This is a genomic window from Brevundimonas balnearis, from assembly GCF_042434805.1.
Taxonomy (GTDB): Bacteria; Pseudomonadota; Alphaproteobacteria; order Caulobacterales; family Caulobacteraceae; genus Brevundimonas; species Brevundimonas balnearis.
The window spans coordinates 62,606-76,644 of record NZ_JBHLSW010000014.1 but is presented as its reverse complement, the minus strand read 5'-3'; the positions used below and the strand labels follow the sequence as shown (position 1 = coordinate 76,644).

Sequence of the window (14,039 nt, the reverse complement as noted above, 5' to 3'; positions counted from 1 at the left end):
CCCTTCGGTTGCTAGGGGCAAGGTCGTCACACAGCCTATGCTGCCTCTCGGCTAACCCTCTAAGCCCATATCTACTTATTCCGAACATTTTTCGCACTGGCAGCCCAATCCCCCGCGTGACGCCGGGTAGCCTCCAAGTCGGCTCGCAACGCTTTCGACTCTGCAGAAGCGGCTCGCTTCTGCGCGCCGAGCTCGCTCTCCAACTGTCTAACTCGCTTTCGTTCGCGCGCATTCATGACGAACAGAGATAGGCTTAAAGTCCACCCTGCACCTGCGGCCAAACCGAGAAGCGCTGCAGATTCTTTGATAAAGAGGGAGCTCACGCCGATGACAGAGCCGACCCCGCCCACAACAATGACGAGAGCCCCGAAAAACGAGTTCTCTGACAGGTCTGGTCGCCACTTCGCCAAGCCTATTAGCCTCGATGGGTCAACGATTCGAGCCAGCAGCGTAACCTTAGAGCACGCCTCGCGCGAATCGCGACCAACTATGCCTCTCTTCGAGGGGCTGCCGACGACAGCTCCAACGGCCGACTTTCGACGTCCCGAAAGGCGTCAAATCAGACCGGGGCGGAACTAATCGCGGAACCTAGCGCGTCTCAGCGCGAGGTCCGCCGCAAATCCGGCGGGGTCGCCTCCTCGGTCAGAAGCCGCACGGCCTCGTCCAGGCTGACCACCGTCTGCTCCTGGCTGCCCAGCCGCCGGATCGCCACCTCGCCCTTTTCGGCCTCGGAGCGGCCGACGACCGCGATGACCGGGACCTTGCCGACCGAGTGCTCGCGCACCTTGTAGCCGACCTTCTCGTTCCTCAGGTCGGTCTCGACCCGCAGGCCCGCGGCCTTGAAGCGGGCGGCGACCTGATGGGCATAGTCGTCGGCGTCCGAGGTGATGGTCGCGACCACGGCCTGGACCGGGGCCAGCCACAGGGGGAAGGCCCCGGCGTAGTTCTCGATCATGATGCCGATGAACCGCTCGAAACTGCCCAGGATGGCCCGGTGCAGCATGACCGGCCGGTGCTTGCCGCCGTCCTCGCCGACGAATTCCGCGCCCAGCCGTTCGGGCAGCACATAGTCCAACTGGATGGTGCCGCAGGTCCATTCGCGGCCGATGGCGTCCTTGACGATGAAGTCCAGCTTGGGCGCGTAGAAGGCGCCGTCGCCCGGCGTCACCACCGGCTCGGACCCCGCCGCGCGCGCGGCCTCCAGCATGAGGGCCTCGGCCTTGTCCCAGAATTCGTCCGTGCCGGCGCGCACCTCGGGCCGGGTGCCCAGGCTGATGTAGGCCGTCTCCATGCCCAGGTCCGCGTGGACGCTGCGGGCGAGCGCGATGAAGTTCGCCGTCTCCTCCACGATCTGGTCCTCGCGGCAGAAGATGTGGGCGTCGTCCTGGGTGAAGCCGCGCACCCGCATCAGGCCGTGCAGCGAGCCCGACGGCTCATAGCGGTGACACGCCCCGAACTCGGCCATGCGCAGCGGCAGTTCGCGATAGGACCGCTGGCCGATGCCGAAGATCTGCACGTGGCCGGGGCAGTTCATCGGCTTGAGGCTGAGCGTTTCGCCCTCCACCGTCTCGCAGACGAACATATTGGGCCGGTATTTCTCCCAGTGGCCGGACGCCTCCCAGAACTTGCGGTCCAGCACCTGGGGCGTCTTGACCTCGACGTAGCCGGCGGCGTCCAGGCGGCGGCGCATATAGGCCTCGATGACCTGCCACAGCGCCCAACCCTTGGGGTGCCAGAAGACCATGCCCCGGCCCTCTTCCTGCATGTGGAAGAGCTCCATCTGGCGGCCGAGCTTCCTGTGATCGCGCTTCTCGGCCTCCTCCAGCCGCTTCAGATAGGCGTCCAGGTCCTCCTTGGTCGCCCAGGCGGTGCCGTAGATGCGCTGCAACTGTTCGCGCTTGCTGTCGCCACGCCAATAGGCGCCCGCCAGCTTGGTCAGCTTGAAGGCCTTGCCGACATGGCGCGTGGAGGGGAAGTGCGGCCCCCGGCACAGGTCCAGCCACTCGCCCTGGCGATAGACGGTGATGGTCTCGTCGGCGGGCAGGTCGCGGATCAGCTCGGCCTTGAACTTCTCGCCCCGCGCTTCGAAGAAGGTGATGGCTTCGTCGCGGTCCCAGACCTCGCGCTCGAACCTGGCGTCGCGATCCACGATCTTCGCCATCTCCTTCTCGATGGCGGCGAAGTCGTCGGTGGAGAACGGCTCGTCCCGATAGAAGTCGTAATAGAAGCCGTCCTCGATGGCCGGGCCGATGGTGACCTGGGTGCCGGGGAACAGCTTCTGCACGGCCTCGGCCAGCACATGGGCCGTGTCGTGGCGGATGGTGTAGAGCGCCTCGGGGTCGTCGCGCATGATGAGGCGGAAGGACCCGCCGGTCTCGAGCACCCGGTGCAGGTCGCGCTGCTCGCCGTTCAGCTCGGCCAGCACCGCCTTCTTGGCCAGCGACGGAGAGATGGAGGCGGCCACATCGTGGGCGCTCGTCCCGGCGGGATACTCGCGAACGGCGCCGTCAGGGAATTTCAGTTCGATCATCGGTCGGTCTTTGCGGGAGGGACCGGGTCGAAACCCGACCCGCCGAAGGGGTGGCACTTACACAGGCGGCGCAGCGTCAGCCATCCCCCCCGGCCCGGTCCATGCTGGATCAGCGCGTCGCGCGCATAGTCCGAACAGGTGGGCAGGAAACGGCACTGCTGGCCTATCAGGGGGCTGAGCGTCAGCTTGTAGCCGCGATGGGCCAGCCGCACGCCGCGTTCGTAAAGGGTGTCGCCGGAAGGCATCGCGGGCTTATCTCCCGACCGGAGCCGGGGGGCAACCGCAGCCTATCCGGCGCGGCGAGTTCGGGACGCCAGCGCGGCGTCGATGGCGTTGAGCGTGGCGTCCAGCGCCACCAGTGTCGAGGCGTGTCGCGCCGGGTAGTCGGCGACCTGCTTAAGGGCGCGAAGGCCCTCGAACCGGCCGGTAGGGCCTTCGCCGCCGGACTTCAGCATGGCGGCCATGTCGGCCCGCGCCCGACGGACCTCGGCGACGTCCGCGCCGACGATGACCTCGCCCAGCACCCCGGCCGCGGCCTGGCCGAGCGCGCAGGCTTTCACGGTCTGGGCGAAGTCGACGATGCGGGCGTTCTGATCCAGCACGACGTCGACCACGGCGCGGGAGCCGCACAGCTTGGCGACCGCCTCGCCCGAGCCGTCGGGCGCGGCCAGCCGCCCGGTCCTCGGCATGTTGGCCGCCAGACCCAGGATGCGCGCGCTGTAAAGGTCGTCGATCACGGCTGGAACATAGGCGGACAAACCGCCCCTCGCCAGCGCCGCCCTCAGCCCCAGGGGCCGCGACGGTGGCCGGCGGCGGGCTGGGTCAGGGGCACGGCCTGGACCGTGCGGCGCGGCTCGGGCGACGACGCGCGGGCGGACATCCCCATCTTCACCGCCAGCTCCATCAGGGCGCGCACGCGGTTGCCGGTCGCCGGGTGGGTCGAGAACAGATTGTCCGCGCCCCGGCCCGCCAGGGGGTTGATGATGAACAGCTGTCCGGACGCCGGATTGCGCTCGGCCGTCGGGTTGAGGATGCGCTTGGAATAGGCCTCGATCTTCTCCAGCGCGGAGGCCAGCGCATGGGGGTCGCCCGCGATCTCGGCGCCCACGCGGTCGGCCTCGTACTCGCGCGCCCGGCTGATCGCCATCTGCACCAGCGCGGCCGCCATGGGGGCCAGGATCATCAGGGCCAGGGTCCCGATCAGGCCGCCGGGCCGGTCGCGGTCGCCGCCGAAGAACAGGGCGAAGTTGGCCAGCGCCGAGATGGCCCCCGCCACCGTCGCGGTGACGGTCATCACCAGGGTGTCGCGGTTCTTCACGTGCGCCAGCTCGTGGGCCATCACGCCCCGGATCTCCTCGCGGGTCAGCATGTCGAGCAGGCCCGTGGTGGCGCAGACCGCCGCGTTCCGGGGATTGCGGCCGGTGGCGAAGGCGTTCGGCTGGTCGTTGGGGATGATGGCGATCTTCGGGATCGGCATGCCGGCGCGCTCGGCCATCGCCTTCACGTCGGCCACGTAGGTGCGCACCACGGCGTTGGGATGGCTCTCGTCGACGGGCTGCGCGCGGTACATGCGCAGCACGATCTTGTCGGCGTTCCAGTAGCTGACCAGATTCATGCCCCCGGCGAACACCAGGGCGATCAGCATGCCGGTGGTCTGACCGATCATATAGCCGACGCCGGCGAACAGCGCCGTCAGCGCCGCCAGCAGCATGAAGGTCTTCAGGTGATTCATAATCGTCTACTCGGCCGCATGGCCCCCAGCCTTCCGACCGCCTATGTGCTGGCGACGCTGGATTTCCTCAAGAGGCCGGGCCTGTGACCGAACAGCCTACCCCAACCGCCGACGACGGGCCGGAGCCGTTCAACACCGACGTGCCGAACGCCACGCCCGAGCGGCCGATCAGCGCCGTGGCGCGCCAGGCGCTGTTGGAGGCCGCCGCGCGGCGCCGTGCCGATTCACGTCCCGACCTTCCTCCTGAGGACGGCGGCCCGCGCGGACCGGAGCCGACCCGCTACGGCGACTGGGAGAAGAAGGGCCTGGCGATCGATTTCTGAGGCGCGTCCGGCGGCCCGATATCGCCCGGCGAGCGAAAATCGAACGAAGCGGCGAAGATGGCGTTAACCTCCGTTAACGGCTGTCCAGGAGCATTCAGATGTCGCGCTTCGTCCTCTCCGCCCTCGCCGGCGTCGCCCTGTTCGCGGCCGCCGGCGCGGCCTCGGCCCAGGCTTACGGCCATACCTACGGCCAGCGCCATTACGCGCCGCCGCAGTCCTATCAGCCCGCCCAGGGCTTCGGACGCCAGGGAAGTTATCTCTACGGCTACGGCGGCGTGGGAGCCCACGGCGCCTACGGCTATGTCGCGCCGTCATACGGCTACGGCTACGGCTACGGCTATGGCCACGGCCAGCCGCAGGGGCATGTGCAGTACGGCTACCGAGGCGACTGCGGCGGGCGCTACGGCTATTCGTCCTGCGAGCGGCGCTACAGCCGCTATGAGCACCGGTCCAGCTTCGGCTACGGGTACGGTCACGGCTACGCCCGGGGCGATTTCGGGCGTCCTCACCGCGGGTACCGAGATGAGTGGGGCTACCAGGACGACCGCGCCCCGGCCTACGGCCGCGTGCATGGCGGCTACAGCTATTCCCAGGGCCACCACGGCTACGGCTGCGACTGCCCGCAGATTCCGCTTTACGACTGAGGCCTAGACGCCGGCCATCTCGGCGACGATGGCCCGCGCCGCTTCGGCCGGATCGTCGGCGGCGACGACGGGGCGCGCGACCACCAGATGGGTCGCGCCCTCCGACAGCGCCTCGGCCGGAGAGGCGACCCGCTGCTGGTCGCCCCTTTCGGCCCCGGCGGGCCGCACACCCGGCGTGACGATCAGCAGGTCCGGCTTGCCCATCTCAAGCGCGATCTGGCGCACGCGCCGCGCCTCCAGCGGGCTCGAGACGACGCCGTCGACGCCGCAATCGACGGCCTGACGCACGCGGCGCTCCACGAGGTCCGCCGCCGTGAAGCCGTAGCCGATCTCGCTCAAGTCCCCGTCGGACAGGCTGGTCATCACCGTCACCGCCAGGATCCGGGTCGCGTGATCGCCGCGCCCCTTCACCGCCGCGCGCATGACCTGGGGCTCCGCATGGACCGTCAGCAGGTCGCAGCCGCCCTCGGCCACCGCGCGGGCCGCGCCCTCGACCTGGGCGCCGATGTCGTGCAGCTTCCAGTCCTGGAACACCCGCTTGCCCGCCGCGCCGAGCTCATGGGCGAAGGCGACGCCGCCGGGGCGCGCCAAGAGCGTCAGCCCGACCTTGTAGAAGCTCACCGCCGCGCCCAGCCGCTCGACGACCGCCCGCGCCGCGTCCACCGACCCCACGTCCAGGCCGACGATCAGGCGGGGGTCTGCGGTCATCGACGGAGTCCTCATCTCGGGCTAAACGGGGCGCGGGATTCTTGAAGCTGGGCGGGGCGAGGCATGGACGCGGTCGATCTGGGGGTCAACCTGTTCGTGGCGCTGTTCGCCCTGGTCGATCCCATCGGCAACGTTCCGATCTTCGCCGCCGCGACGGCGGGCGCGACCCTGTCGCAGCGGCTCAACGTGTCGGCGCTGATCTGCCTGTTCATCGTCGCCTTCCTGACCTTCTTCTTCTTCACCGGCCTGTGGCTGCTGCAGTTCTTCGGCATTTCGCTGGCGGCCTTCCGGATCGCGGGCGGCATTCTGCTGCTGCTGCTCGGCCTGGACATGGCGCGGGAGGATTTCCTCAAGATCTTCGCCGACGCCGACGCGGCCAAGGATCTGGCGGATGTGCGCGGCTACGCCCGTCGACGTTTCCAGCGGCTGATCGTGCCCTTCGCCATGCCGCTGCTGATCGGGCCCGGCGCCATCTCGACCATCATCATCCAGGCGGGCGAGGCGCAGGAGATCGGCCCGGCGGGCGCCGTCGCGGGCCTGGTGGCCATCGGGGCGGCGGGCCTGGCGACCTTCATCTGCTTCGGCCTCACCGGGCCCATCAGCCGCCTGCTCGGCGAGGTCGGCATGGCCATCGTCGTGCGGGTGCTGGGCCTGATCCTGTGCGCCCTGGCGATCCAGTTCATCCTCGCGGGCCTGGGCGAGGCGATCCCCGGCATGATCAGCGCGGGCGTCACCAGCCCCTATCCCGGCGGCGGACACTGAGTTCACAAGTCTCCTCCCCCGCGCGGCGGGGGAGGTGGATCGGCGCGCAGCGAAGAGACGGAGGGGGCGGCGGCACGCGCCGGGCTCCGTCCGTCGCCCCCTCCACCGCTTCGCGGTCCCCTTCCCCCGTTGCACGGGGGAGGAGACTGACCAGGCCCCGCGACCCCGGCGCGCTTGCGGGCCGCGCCGGGGAGCCGTAAGGCCCCGCCATGTTCGGACTGGCGAACCCTGATCGCTTCATGCGCGTCACGCGCGGGCTGACGGCGCCGCTGTGGGCCCTGGCCGCGATCCTGCTCGCGGCGGGGACATGGCTCGCCTTCGCCGCGCCGGAGGACTACCAGCAGGGCGACACGGTCAGGATCATGTTCGTGCATGTGCCCGCCGCGTCGGTGGGGCTGGGCATCTATGCGGCGCTCGGGATCTCCAGCTTCTTCGTCCTGATCTGGCGCCATCCGCTGGCGGACGCGGCGGCGCGGGCCGCCGCCCTGCCGGGCGCCGTCTACACCGGCCTGGCGCTCGTCACCGGCGCGGTCTGGGGCAAGCCGATGTGGGGCGCCTGGTGGGTCTGGGGCGACGCGCGTCTGATGTCGGTGCTGGTGCTGTTCCTGTTCTACCTCGGCTACATGGCCCTGAGGTCGGCGATCGAGGACGAGGCCAGGGCCGCGCGCGCCGCCGCCGTGCTCGGCCTGGTCGGCCTGATCAACCTGCCGATCGTGCGGTTCTCGGTCGACTGGTGGAACACGCTCCACCAGCCCGCCTCCCTCCTGCGCGCCGACGGGCCGTCCATGACCGGCGAGTTCCTGTGGCCGCTGCTGACGATGATGGCGGCCTATGGCGTGCTGTTCCTGGCGCTGTGGCTGACGGCGATCCGCACCGAGGTCGTGCGCCGGCGGGTTCGCGCGATCCAGGCCCGCGCGGCCTGGCGGGCCTGAGGGGAGGGCGCGGATGGACTTCGACATGAGCCCCTACGGCGTCTACGTCTGGTCGGCCTGGGCCATCAGCGCGGTCGCGCTCCTCGGCCTGGTCGTGCGCGGCGCGCTGGCGGCGCGGCGCTGGCGGCGCGAGCTGGCGCGGCTGGAGACGGAGGACGACCGGTGAGCCGCTGGCTGTCGCTCATCCCGCTGGTCGTGCTGGTGCTCCTGGCCGCCCTGTTCGTCGGCTGGTCGCTGAACCGGGACCCGGTCTACAAGCCGGACGCCATGGTGGGGCAGCCGATCCCCGAGACGGTGCTGCCTCGCCTGTCGAGCGGCGACGGTCCGCCCGAGGTGCTGGACCTGAAGACCGCGGGCGTCGGCAAGCCGATGATCGTCAATCTGTTCGCCAGCTGGTGCGCGCCCTGCCGCATCGAGCACCCGCAGCTGATGGCCATGCAGGCGCAGGGGATCCACGTCGTGGGCGTCGCCTACAAGGACGATCCGGCCGACACGCGCGCCTTCCTCGAAGAACTGGGCGACCCGTTCGCGCTGGTGCTGGTGGACCGCGAGGGCGAGGCGGGGCTGGACCTGGGCGTCTCCGGCGTGCCCGAGACCTTCGCCGTGGACGCCCAGGGGACCATCGTCGCCAAGCATGCGGGGCCGCTCCTCCCCGAGGACGTCGAGCGGCTGACCTCGGCGCTGCGTTAACCCTTCCTAGACAGGACTGGTTAACCCTGTCGGCATGTCGACGCCGCCCCTTTCCGCGCAGGTCTTCAACAGTCTCGGCCGGGCCCAGACGCCGCCGACGGCGCAGGGGGCGCTGAACGCCCAGGCCGCCTTCTTCCGCGCCGCCCTGACCGCCGCGCGGGCGTCGGAGCCGGCCCCGGCGCCGGTCGAGGCGCGCGCCATCGCCCCCGCTGCGGCCCAGGCCGACGCGGAACGGCCCCGTCGACCCGGCGCCCTGCTCGACATTCGGGTATAGAGGCTCCGGCCCGTCGCCCGGGCGACGCCAGCGGAGCACCGACCTTGCCGCCCGACGACGTCATCCTCGTCATCGGCCCCGTTCTGGAGGCCCTGAACTACGTGGGCATCGGGGTGTTCGCCGCGTCCGGCGCGGTGCTGGCGGCCGAGCGGCGCCAGACGCTGGTGACCTTCCTCTTCTTCGGCGTGGTGACGGCGGTCAGCGGCGGCACGGCGCGGGACCTGCTGATCGGCGCGCCGGTGTTCTGGGTGGCGGAGAACGCGACGCTGCTGGTCTGTTTCGCCGGCGCCCTGGCGGTGTGGATCGCCCCGCGCCGGCTGTGGAGCGGCGCCGCGCTGGCCTGGCTGGATGCGGTGGGGCTGGCCGCCTATGCGGTGTACGGGGCCTCAAAGGCGCTGTCGTTCGGCGTGGCGCCGCTGCCGGCCTTCGCGCTCGGCGTCGTCACCGCCTGCCTCGGCGGGATCATCCGCGACGTGCTGGCGGGCCAGCCGTCGATCCTGATGAAGCCCGAGCTCTATGTCACCGCCGCCGCCCTGGCGTCGGGCGCGATGGTCGGGCTGGTGGAGCTGGGGGCCTCGACGCGGCTGGCGGCGCTGGTCGCGGCGGCGCTGGGGTTCGCGCTGCGGGCCGCGGCGATCGTCTGGCGGCTGGGCCTTCCCGCCTACGGCGCCAGGCCTCAGTCGGCGGTGGGCGACGGGCGCGACGGGTCGCCATAGGTCAGGGCCAGGAACACGTCCTCCAGGTCCGGATCCTCGGTGGCGATGTCCTTGATGCCGACGCCGGCGGCGCGAACGGCGGCCAGCACCTGTTCGACCGTGCCCTCGCCCAGGCGATAGGTCACGGCGAAGGCGCCGTTCGGCCGGGCCGCGACCTGCAGGCCCCGAAGCGCCGGCGGCGCCGGGAGCGGGGCGTCCGGCGTCACCACCACGTTGCGCGTGTCGAGGCGGCGCAGCAGCGTGGCCGTCGGCTCGCTGACCACCACCTCGCCCCGGTTGACGATGGCGATGGTGTCGCAGAGCTCCTGCGCCTCCTCCAGGTAGTGGGTGGTCAGGAGGATGGTCACGCCCTCGGCGTTGATGCGGCGGACGTACTCCCACAGCTGGCGACGCAGCTCGACATCCACCCCGGCGGTCGGCTCGTCGAGGATCAGCACCGGCGGATTGTGGACCAGCGCCTTGGCCACCATCAGACGGCGCTTCATGCCCCCGGACAGGGCGCGGACGTAGGCGTTGGCCTTGTCCGACAGGCCGAGCGCGGCCAGCAGTTCGTCCGAGCGGCGCTCGCCCCTGGGCACGCCGTAGAAGCCGGCCTGGACCTCAAGCGCCTCGCGCGGGGTGAAGAAGACGTCGGCGACGATCTCCTGGGGCACGACGCCGAGCGCGGCGCGGGCGGCGCGAGGCTGGGCGTCGATGTCGCGACCCCAGATGCGCACCTCGCCCTCGGACTTGTTCACCACCCCGGCCAGGATGTTGATCAGCGTCGACTTGCCCGCGCCGTTCGGCCCCAGAAGCCCGAACAACGAGCCGCGCGGCACGACCAGATCCACCCCCTTCAGCGCCACCTTCGGCGGAGCCTTCTTCGAGCCGGCGTAGGTCTTCTTCAGGCCCCGGACCTCGATGGCGAAGTCGGGCAGGTCGGCGGAGGAGGTCATGGATCGGAAAGGTCCGGAAAGAGAGGGCGCGCCCGTTTGACGGGCGTCTGTCGGGCGCATAGGTATGCCGCGCGCACCCCTACGCCAAGGCCGACCCCGGCCGGAGTCTGTCATGCCGCCTCGCCATCCCGACGTCATGGTCCCGCCGCCCGAGGAGATCGTGGTCTCCACCAAGCGCGTCGCGTGCGACGGCGGCGGCGGCGCGCTGGGGCATCCGCTCGTCTATCTGGACATGGGCGAGGACGACGCCGTGGAGTGCGGCTATTGCGACCGTCGGTTCGTGCTCACGGCCTCGGTGCGGCCGGAGAGCGAATATGAAAGCCCCGCCGCGCGTGGGCCCGAGGCGCACTGACGACGGCGGGTCGTCACGCCTTGTGACTCGCATCGCCGGCGTAACCGGTTAAACAGGGGGCTTCTCCCCGCTGACGAGCCGATCCATGCGTTATCTTCACACCATGGTCCGGGTGACGGACCTCGACGTCTCGCTGCGCTTCTGGTGCGACCTTCTGGGTCTGCGGGAGGTGCGGCGCATGGAGAACGAGGCGGGGCGCTTCACCCTGGTCTTCCTGGCCGCGCCGAAGGATCTGGACCGGTCGGCCGCGGAGCGGTCGCCGGAGGTCGAGCTGACCTACAACTGGGACCCGGAGGTCTATACCGGCGGCCGGAATTTCGGGCACCTGGCCTACAAGGTCGACGACATCTATGCGGCCTGCCAGCGGCTGGCGGACGGCGGCGTGACCATCAACCGGCCGCCGCGCGACGGGCGCATGGCCTTCGTCCGCTCGCCCGACGGCATCTCCATCGAGCTGTTGCAGGAAGGCGAGCCCCAGGCGCCGGCCGAGCCCTGGGCCTCCATGCCGAACACGGGAACCTGGTGATGCGGGCCGCGATCATCGTGACGGCGGCCGCGCTTCTCGCCGGCTGCGCCCAGGTGTCGGAGTCCTACACGGGGCGCACCGCGACCGAGCAGCTGCTGCTGGCCCGCGCGGCCGATCAGGCCGTGGAGGGTCTCGAGCTTCCGGTCGAGAAAAGCGCCCGCATCTTCGTCGACAACGCCTACTTCCAGGCCGAGGGCGCGGCCTATGCGATCAGCGCGGTGCGCCAGGCCCTGTCGGAAGCCGGTCACGCCCTCGCCTCCGACAAGGCCTCGGCCGACGTGATCCTGGAGATACGGGCCGGCACGCTGGCGCTGGAGCAGATGCGGCGGGTGGTGGGCATTCCGCCCCTGGCGGTGCCGATCAACGAGAACCTCAACGTCGTGTCGCTGCCGGAGCTGTCGCTCTACAGCCGCCGGGACCGGACCGGCGTGGCGGAGTTCTCGGCCTTCGTCTACGACGCCCGCAGCGGCGCGCCGCTGGGGGTGGTGCAGCCGATGATCGGCGAGTTCCGCATCCGCAGCCACAAGGTGCTGATGATCGTCGCCTGGGGCCAGCAGTGGGCGGACCCCGGCGAGGCGGACCCCGGCGACAGCTGGACGGCGTTCTGACGCCTCAGAGCCCCACGCGCGGGGTCTTCAGGCGGCGCTTGTTGACGTGGTCCTTGGGCGCCGGACCGGTGGCCTCCGGCAGCTCGCCCTTGAAGTAGTAGCGCTGCCAGGCCTCCTTGGCGGCTTCGGGGTCGCCGCCGGCCAGGCGGTTGTTGAAGTCGGTGCGCTGGCGGTTCCAGGCCTCGAACTGACCCTTCATCACCGGGTTGGACTCCAGCGGGCGGATGATCGGCTCGACCTCGTCCAGCTTCCTGTGCTCCACGAGGCTGATGAAGCAGAAGGGCTCGCCCTTCTCGAACCGCACCCGGCAGGGGCGGGTGAACAGCCAGTTCATGGTGAAGGGGAACGGCAGCCAGTCGGTCTCGATCAGGCCGGTCAGCGGCTGGATGCCGTCCTTGATGTGGTTGGGCGCGCCGGTCGCGGTCATGCCCCAGCCGGGCGGCGTACGGAACAGATACTGCGGGTGCATCGTCAGCACGCCGCGCGAGAAGTGCGAGGTGACGAAGTGGTCCAGCTCGGGGTTGGGCCGGTCCGGCGTGATCTTGATGTCGGCCTGGGACGGCCCGCCGTTCCACTCGGCGGTGAAGCCGAAGGGGCACAGGATCTCCCAGCCGGTGGTGTTGGCCATGTTCAGCGGCAGGCAGCGATAGGGGTGGCGGCTGGCGAAGGCGTCCATCCAGGCCCGGGACTGGCGGCCGGGCACCATGTCCGGCGGCCGGTGGGTCATGGGGTAGCATTCCAGTTCCAAGGCCTTGGCCCTCTCGCGCGTCGGGTCTAAGCCCTTGGTCTAGCCGGGCCCGGAGCGGGCCGTAAAGCCGGACCTCCGTCCTTGAGCGCGCCGCCGTACGATCGCGACAGCCTTCTGGCCTTCTTCGCCGAACACGGCGTGGCGCAGACGACCCATGAGCATCCCGCCGTGTTCCGGGTCGAGGAGGGTCTGGAGCTCAAGGCGGCCATGCCGGGCGCCCACACCAAGAACCTGTTCCTCAAGGACAAGAAGAGGCGGCTGTGGCTGATCTCGGCGCGTCAGGACACCGCGGTGGACCTGAAGGCGCTTCATCGGGTGATCGGTTCGGACCGGCTGTCGTTCGGGAACGAGGAGCTGATGTGGGGCGCCCTGGGCGTCCGGCCGGGCTCGGTGACGGCGCTGGGCCTGATCAACGACGTGGAAGGCCGCGTGACCTTCGTGCTCGACAAGGCGCTGTGGGAGGCCGAGGTCGTCAACTTCCATCCCCTGACCAACACGGCCACCACCGCATTGGCGCAGCGCGACTTCCGCCGCTTCCTGGAGCTGCTGGGCCGCACGCCGCTCGTGGTGGATTTCTCCCGCTTGTCTGTGGTCGCGGACGCGACCATCTGAGCCCCGACGCGTTCCTGACGAGGATGACCATGAGCTTCGCCGACCCCGCCGCCGCCCCGCCCGAGGACCTGATCAAGGAAGGCTCCGACGCCGGCTTCATGGCCGACGTGGTCGAGGCGTCGAAGAGCCAGCCGGTGATCGTCGACTTCTGGGCCACCTGGTGCGGACCCTGCCGGCAGCTGACGCCCGCGCTTGAGAAGGCCGTGCGCGCCGCCAAGGGGGCGGTGAAGCTGGTCAAGATCGACGTCGACAAGAACCCGGCCTATGCGGGCCAGCTCAGGGTCCAGTCGATCCCCACCGTCTACGCCTTCGTCGACGGCCGGCCGGTCGACGGCTTTCAGGGCGCGATCCCCGAGAGCCAGATCAAGGCCTTCATCGACAAGCTGACGGGCGGGTCCTCGGCCGCGTCGGACATCGCCCAGGTGCTGGCGCTCGGCGCGGAGTCGCTGGCCTTGCAGGACTGGGGCGGGGCGGCCCAGGCCTATGCCGAGGTGCTGTCGATCGAGCCGGACAACGTCAAGGCGATCGCGGGACTGGCCAAGGTCTATCTGGCGACCGGCGACGCCGACCAGGCGCGCCAGACCCTGGCCATGGCGGGCGACAGCAACGACCCGGATGTGCAGAGCGCGCGCGCCCAGATCAAGCTTCTGGAAAGCGGCGGGAACGGCGGCGGCGACACCGCGGCCCTGCGCGCCAGGGTCCAGGCCGATCCGAACGACCATCAGGCCCGCTTCGACCTGGCGCTCGGCCTGGCCTCGGTGGGCGATCTCAAGGGCGCTGTCGACGAGCTCCTGACCATCGTCAGGGCGGATCGGGAGTGGAACGACCAGGCGGCGCGCAAGCAGCTGCTGACCATCTTCGAGGCCGCCGGGGCGGGGTCCGACGTCGCCAAGGACGGGCGTCGCCGCCTGTCCTCCATCCTGTTCGCCTGACGCGGAGACGACGCC

20 protein-coding genes are annotated in these 14,039 nt (G+C 70.3%); 13 read left to right on the top strand and 7 right to left on the bottom strand.

The genetic code is table 11. From position 1 onward, the window contains the following. Positions 1-598 precede the first annotated feature (598 nt). The 4 genes from thrS to htpX are packed head-to-tail and all read right to left on the bottom strand — an operon-like array spanning position 599 to position 4,262. A complete protein-coding gene (thrS, locus tag ACFFGE_RS12940; RefSeq protein WP_376836850.1) occupies positions 599-2,530 on the bottom strand; it encodes a threonine--tRNA ligase in 1,932 nt (643 codons plus the stop codon). Next, positions 2,527-2,775, bottom strand: coding sequence for a membrane protein insertion efficiency factor YidD (gene yidD, locus ACFFGE_RS12935; protein WP_376836849.1), 249 nt, complete (start codon positions 2,773-2,775; stop codon positions 2,527-2,529). Before yidD ends, thrS begins: the two co-directional genes overlap by 4 nt. A gap of 42 nt (positions 2,776-2,817) precedes the next feature. Next, the gene (locus ACFFGE_RS12930; protein WP_376836848.1) at positions 2,818-3,267 is read right to left on the bottom strand and encodes an iron-sulfur cluster assembly scaffold protein; all 450 of its coding nucleotides are present in this window, start codon (positions 3,265-3,267) and stop codon (positions 2,818-2,820) included. A 44-nt stretch (positions 3,268-3,311) separates the two neighbouring features. Next, positions 3,312-4,262, bottom strand: a complete 951-nt coding sequence (gene htpX / locus ACFFGE_RS12925; protein WP_376836847.1) for a zinc metalloprotease HtpX — start codon at positions 4,260-4,262, stop codon at positions 3,312-3,314. Positions 4,263-4,345: 83 nt separating this feature from the next. Here htpX and ACFFGE_RS12920 point away from each other — a divergent pair, with 83 nt between their 5' ends. Both ACFFGE_RS12920 and ACFFGE_RS12915 read left to right on the top strand, forming a co-directional pair. After that, complete coding sequence (locus ACFFGE_RS12920) at positions 4,346-4,585, top strand: DUF1674 domain-containing protein (protein WP_376836846.1); 240 nt, start codon at positions 4,346-4,348, stop codon at positions 4,583-4,585. A gap of 98 nt (positions 4,586-4,683) precedes the next feature. Further along, positions 4,684-5,229, top strand: coding sequence for a hypothetical protein (locus tag ACFFGE_RS12915; RefSeq protein ID WP_376836845.1), 546 nt, complete (start codon positions 4,684-4,686; stop codon positions 5,227-5,229). Between the two features lie 3 nt (positions 5,230-5,232). On the opposite strand, the gene pyrF is transcribed toward ACFFGE_RS12915, so the two are convergent. Continuing rightward, complete coding sequence (pyrF, locus tag ACFFGE_RS12910) at positions 5,233-5,937, bottom strand: orotidine-5'-phosphate decarboxylase (RefSeq protein ID WP_376836844.1); 705 nt, start codon at positions 5,935-5,937, stop codon at positions 5,233-5,235. Positions 5,938-6,000: 63 nt separating this feature from the next. Here pyrF and ACFFGE_RS12905 point away from each other — a divergent pair, with 63 nt between their 5' ends. The 6 genes from ACFFGE_RS12905 to ACFFGE_RS12880 all read left to right on the top strand — a co-directional run bounded on the left by ACFFGE_RS12905 (position 6,001) and on the right by ACFFGE_RS12880 (position 9,311). Beyond that, complete coding sequence (locus ACFFGE_RS12905) at positions 6,001-6,699, top strand: MarC family protein (protein ID WP_376836843.1); 699 nt, start codon at positions 6,001-6,003, stop codon at positions 6,697-6,699. 209 nt (positions 6,700-6,908) lie between these two features. Beyond that, positions 6,909-7,631, top strand: a complete 723-nt coding sequence (gene ccmC / locus ACFFGE_RS12900; protein WP_376836842.1) for a heme ABC transporter permease CcmC — start codon at positions 6,909-6,911, stop codon at positions 7,629-7,631. Between the two features lie 13 nt (positions 7,632-7,644). Beyond that, the gene (gene ccmD / locus ACFFGE_RS12895) at positions 7,645-7,797 is read left to right on the top strand and encodes a heme exporter protein CcmD (RefSeq protein WP_376836841.1); all 153 of its coding nucleotides are present in this window, start codon (positions 7,645-7,647) and stop codon (positions 7,795-7,797) included. Continuing rightward, positions 7,794-8,321, top strand: a complete 528-nt coding sequence (locus tag ACFFGE_RS12890; protein ID WP_376836840.1) for a DsbE family thiol:disulfide interchange protein — start codon at positions 7,794-7,796, stop codon at positions 8,319-8,321. Before ccmD ends, ACFFGE_RS12890 begins: the two co-directional genes overlap by 4 nt. A 34-nt stretch (positions 8,322-8,355) precedes the next feature. Next, a complete protein-coding gene (locus tag ACFFGE_RS12885; protein WP_376836839.1) occupies positions 8,356-8,595 on the top strand; it encodes a hypothetical protein in 240 nt (79 codons plus the stop codon). Between the two features lie 44 nt (positions 8,596-8,639). Further along, positions 8,640-9,311, top strand: coding sequence for a trimeric intracellular cation channel family protein (locus tag ACFFGE_RS12880; protein ID WP_376836838.1), 672 nt, complete (start codon positions 8,640-8,642; stop codon positions 9,309-9,311). On the opposite strand, the gene ACFFGE_RS12875 is transcribed toward ACFFGE_RS12880, so the two are convergent. Beyond that, complete coding sequence (locus ACFFGE_RS12875) at positions 9,272-10,246, bottom strand: ABC transporter ATP-binding protein (protein ID WP_376836837.1); 975 nt, start codon at positions 10,244-10,246, stop codon at positions 9,272-9,274. The two genes, ACFFGE_RS12880 and ACFFGE_RS12875, sit on opposite strands and share 40 nt — an antisense overlap. A 112-nt stretch (positions 10,247-10,358) precedes the next feature. Here ACFFGE_RS12875 and ACFFGE_RS12870 point away from each other — a divergent pair, with 112 nt between their 5' ends. From ACFFGE_RS12870 to ACFFGE_RS12860, 3 genes are all read left to right on the top strand, one after another. Beyond that, on the top strand, positions 10,359-10,598 hold the full coding sequence (locus tag ACFFGE_RS12870; RefSeq protein WP_376836836.1) for a zinc-finger domain-containing protein: 240 nt from the start codon (positions 10,359-10,361) through the stop codon (positions 10,596-10,598). Positions 10,599-10,683: 85 nt separating this feature from the next. Further along, positions 10,684-11,124 carry a VOC family protein gene (locus ACFFGE_RS12865; RefSeq protein WP_376836835.1) on the top strand — a complete coding sequence of 147 codons (441 nt, stop codon included), beginning with the start codon at positions 10,684-10,686 and terminating at the stop codon, positions 11,122-11,124. Then, on the top strand, positions 11,124-11,732 hold the full coding sequence (locus ACFFGE_RS12860) for a DUF6655 family protein (protein ID WP_376836834.1): 609 nt from the start codon (positions 11,124-11,126) through the stop codon (positions 11,730-11,732). Before ACFFGE_RS12865 ends, ACFFGE_RS12860 begins: the two co-directional genes overlap by 1 nt. A 4-nt stretch (positions 11,733-11,736) precedes the next feature. Here ACFFGE_RS12860 and ACFFGE_RS12855 read toward each other — a convergent pair whose 3' ends face one another. Beyond that, the gene (locus ACFFGE_RS12855) at positions 11,737-12,480 is read right to left on the bottom strand and encodes a DUF6065 family protein (protein ID WP_376836833.1); all 744 of its coding nucleotides are present in this window, start codon (positions 12,478-12,480) and stop codon (positions 11,737-11,739) included. An 81-nt stretch (positions 12,481-12,561) separates the two neighbouring features. Between ACFFGE_RS12855 and ACFFGE_RS12850 the strand changes: the two genes are divergently transcribed. Then, entirely contained in the window at positions 12,562-13,092 is a 531-nt protein-coding gene (locus ACFFGE_RS12850; protein WP_376836832.1) for a prolyl-tRNA synthetase associated domain-containing protein, read from the top strand. A 29-nt stretch (positions 13,093-13,121) separates the two neighbouring features. Continuing rightward, positions 13,122-14,024, top strand: a complete 903-nt coding sequence (locus ACFFGE_RS12845) for a tetratricopeptide repeat protein (protein WP_376836831.1) — start codon at positions 13,122-13,124, stop codon at positions 14,022-14,024. Positions 14,025-14,039 lie beyond the last annotated feature (15 nt).

What these genes read in the sequence shown, in the direction of transcription:
- thrS (WP_376836850.1), bottom strand. Translation starts at nt 2,530, where the DNA reads ATGATCGAACTGAAATTCCCTGACGGCGCCGTTCGCGAGTATCCCGCC.
- yidD (WP_376836849.1), bottom strand. Translation starts at nt 2,775, where the DNA reads ATGCCTTCCGGCGACACCCTTTACGAACGCGGCGTGCGGCTGGCCCAT.
- htpX (WP_376836847.1), bottom strand. Translation starts at nt 4,262, where the DNA reads ATGAATCACCTGAAGACCTTCATGCTGCTGGCGGCGCTGACGGCGCTG.
- ACFFGE_RS12915 (WP_376836845.1), top strand. Translation starts at nt 4,684, where the DNA reads ATGTCGCGCTTCGTCCTCTCCGCCCTCGCCGGCGTCGCCCTGTTCGCG.
- pyrF (WP_376836844.1), bottom strand. Translation starts at nt 5,937, where the DNA reads ATGACCGCAGACCCCCGCCTGATCGTCGGCCTGGACGTGGGGTCGGTG.
- ACFFGE_RS12905 (WP_376836843.1), top strand. Translation starts at nt 6,001, where the DNA reads ATGGACGCGGTCGATCTGGGGGTCAACCTGTTCGTGGCGCTGTTCGCC.
- ccmC (WP_376836842.1), top strand. Translation starts at nt 6,909, where the DNA reads ATGTTCGGACTGGCGAACCCTGATCGCTTCATGCGCGTCACGCGCGGG.
- ccmD (WP_376836841.1), top strand. Translation starts at nt 7,645, where the DNA reads ATGGACTTCGACATGAGCCCCTACGGCGTCTACGTCTGGTCGGCCTGG.
- ACFFGE_RS12885 (WP_376836839.1), top strand. Translation starts at nt 8,356, where the DNA reads ATGTCGACGCCGCCCCTTTCCGCGCAGGTCTTCAACAGTCTCGGCCGG.
- ACFFGE_RS12875 (WP_376836837.1), bottom strand. Translation starts at nt 10,246, where the DNA reads ATGACCTCCTCCGCCGACCTGCCCGACTTCGCCATCGAGGTCCGGGGC.
- ACFFGE_RS12870 (WP_376836836.1), top strand. Translation starts at nt 10,359, where the DNA reads ATGCCGCCTCGCCATCCCGACGTCATGGTCCCGCCGCCCGAGGAGATC.
- ACFFGE_RS12865 (WP_376836835.1), top strand. Translation starts at nt 10,684, where the DNA reads ATGCGTTATCTTCACACCATGGTCCGGGTGACGGACCTCGACGTCTCG.
- ACFFGE_RS12860 (WP_376836834.1), top strand. Translation starts at nt 11,124, where the DNA reads ATGCGGGCCGCGATCATCGTGACGGCGGCCGCGCTTCTCGCCGGCTGC.
- ACFFGE_RS12845 (WP_376836831.1), top strand. Translation starts at nt 13,122, where the DNA reads ATGAGCTTCGCCGACCCCGCCGCCGCCCCGCCCGAGGACCTGATCAAG.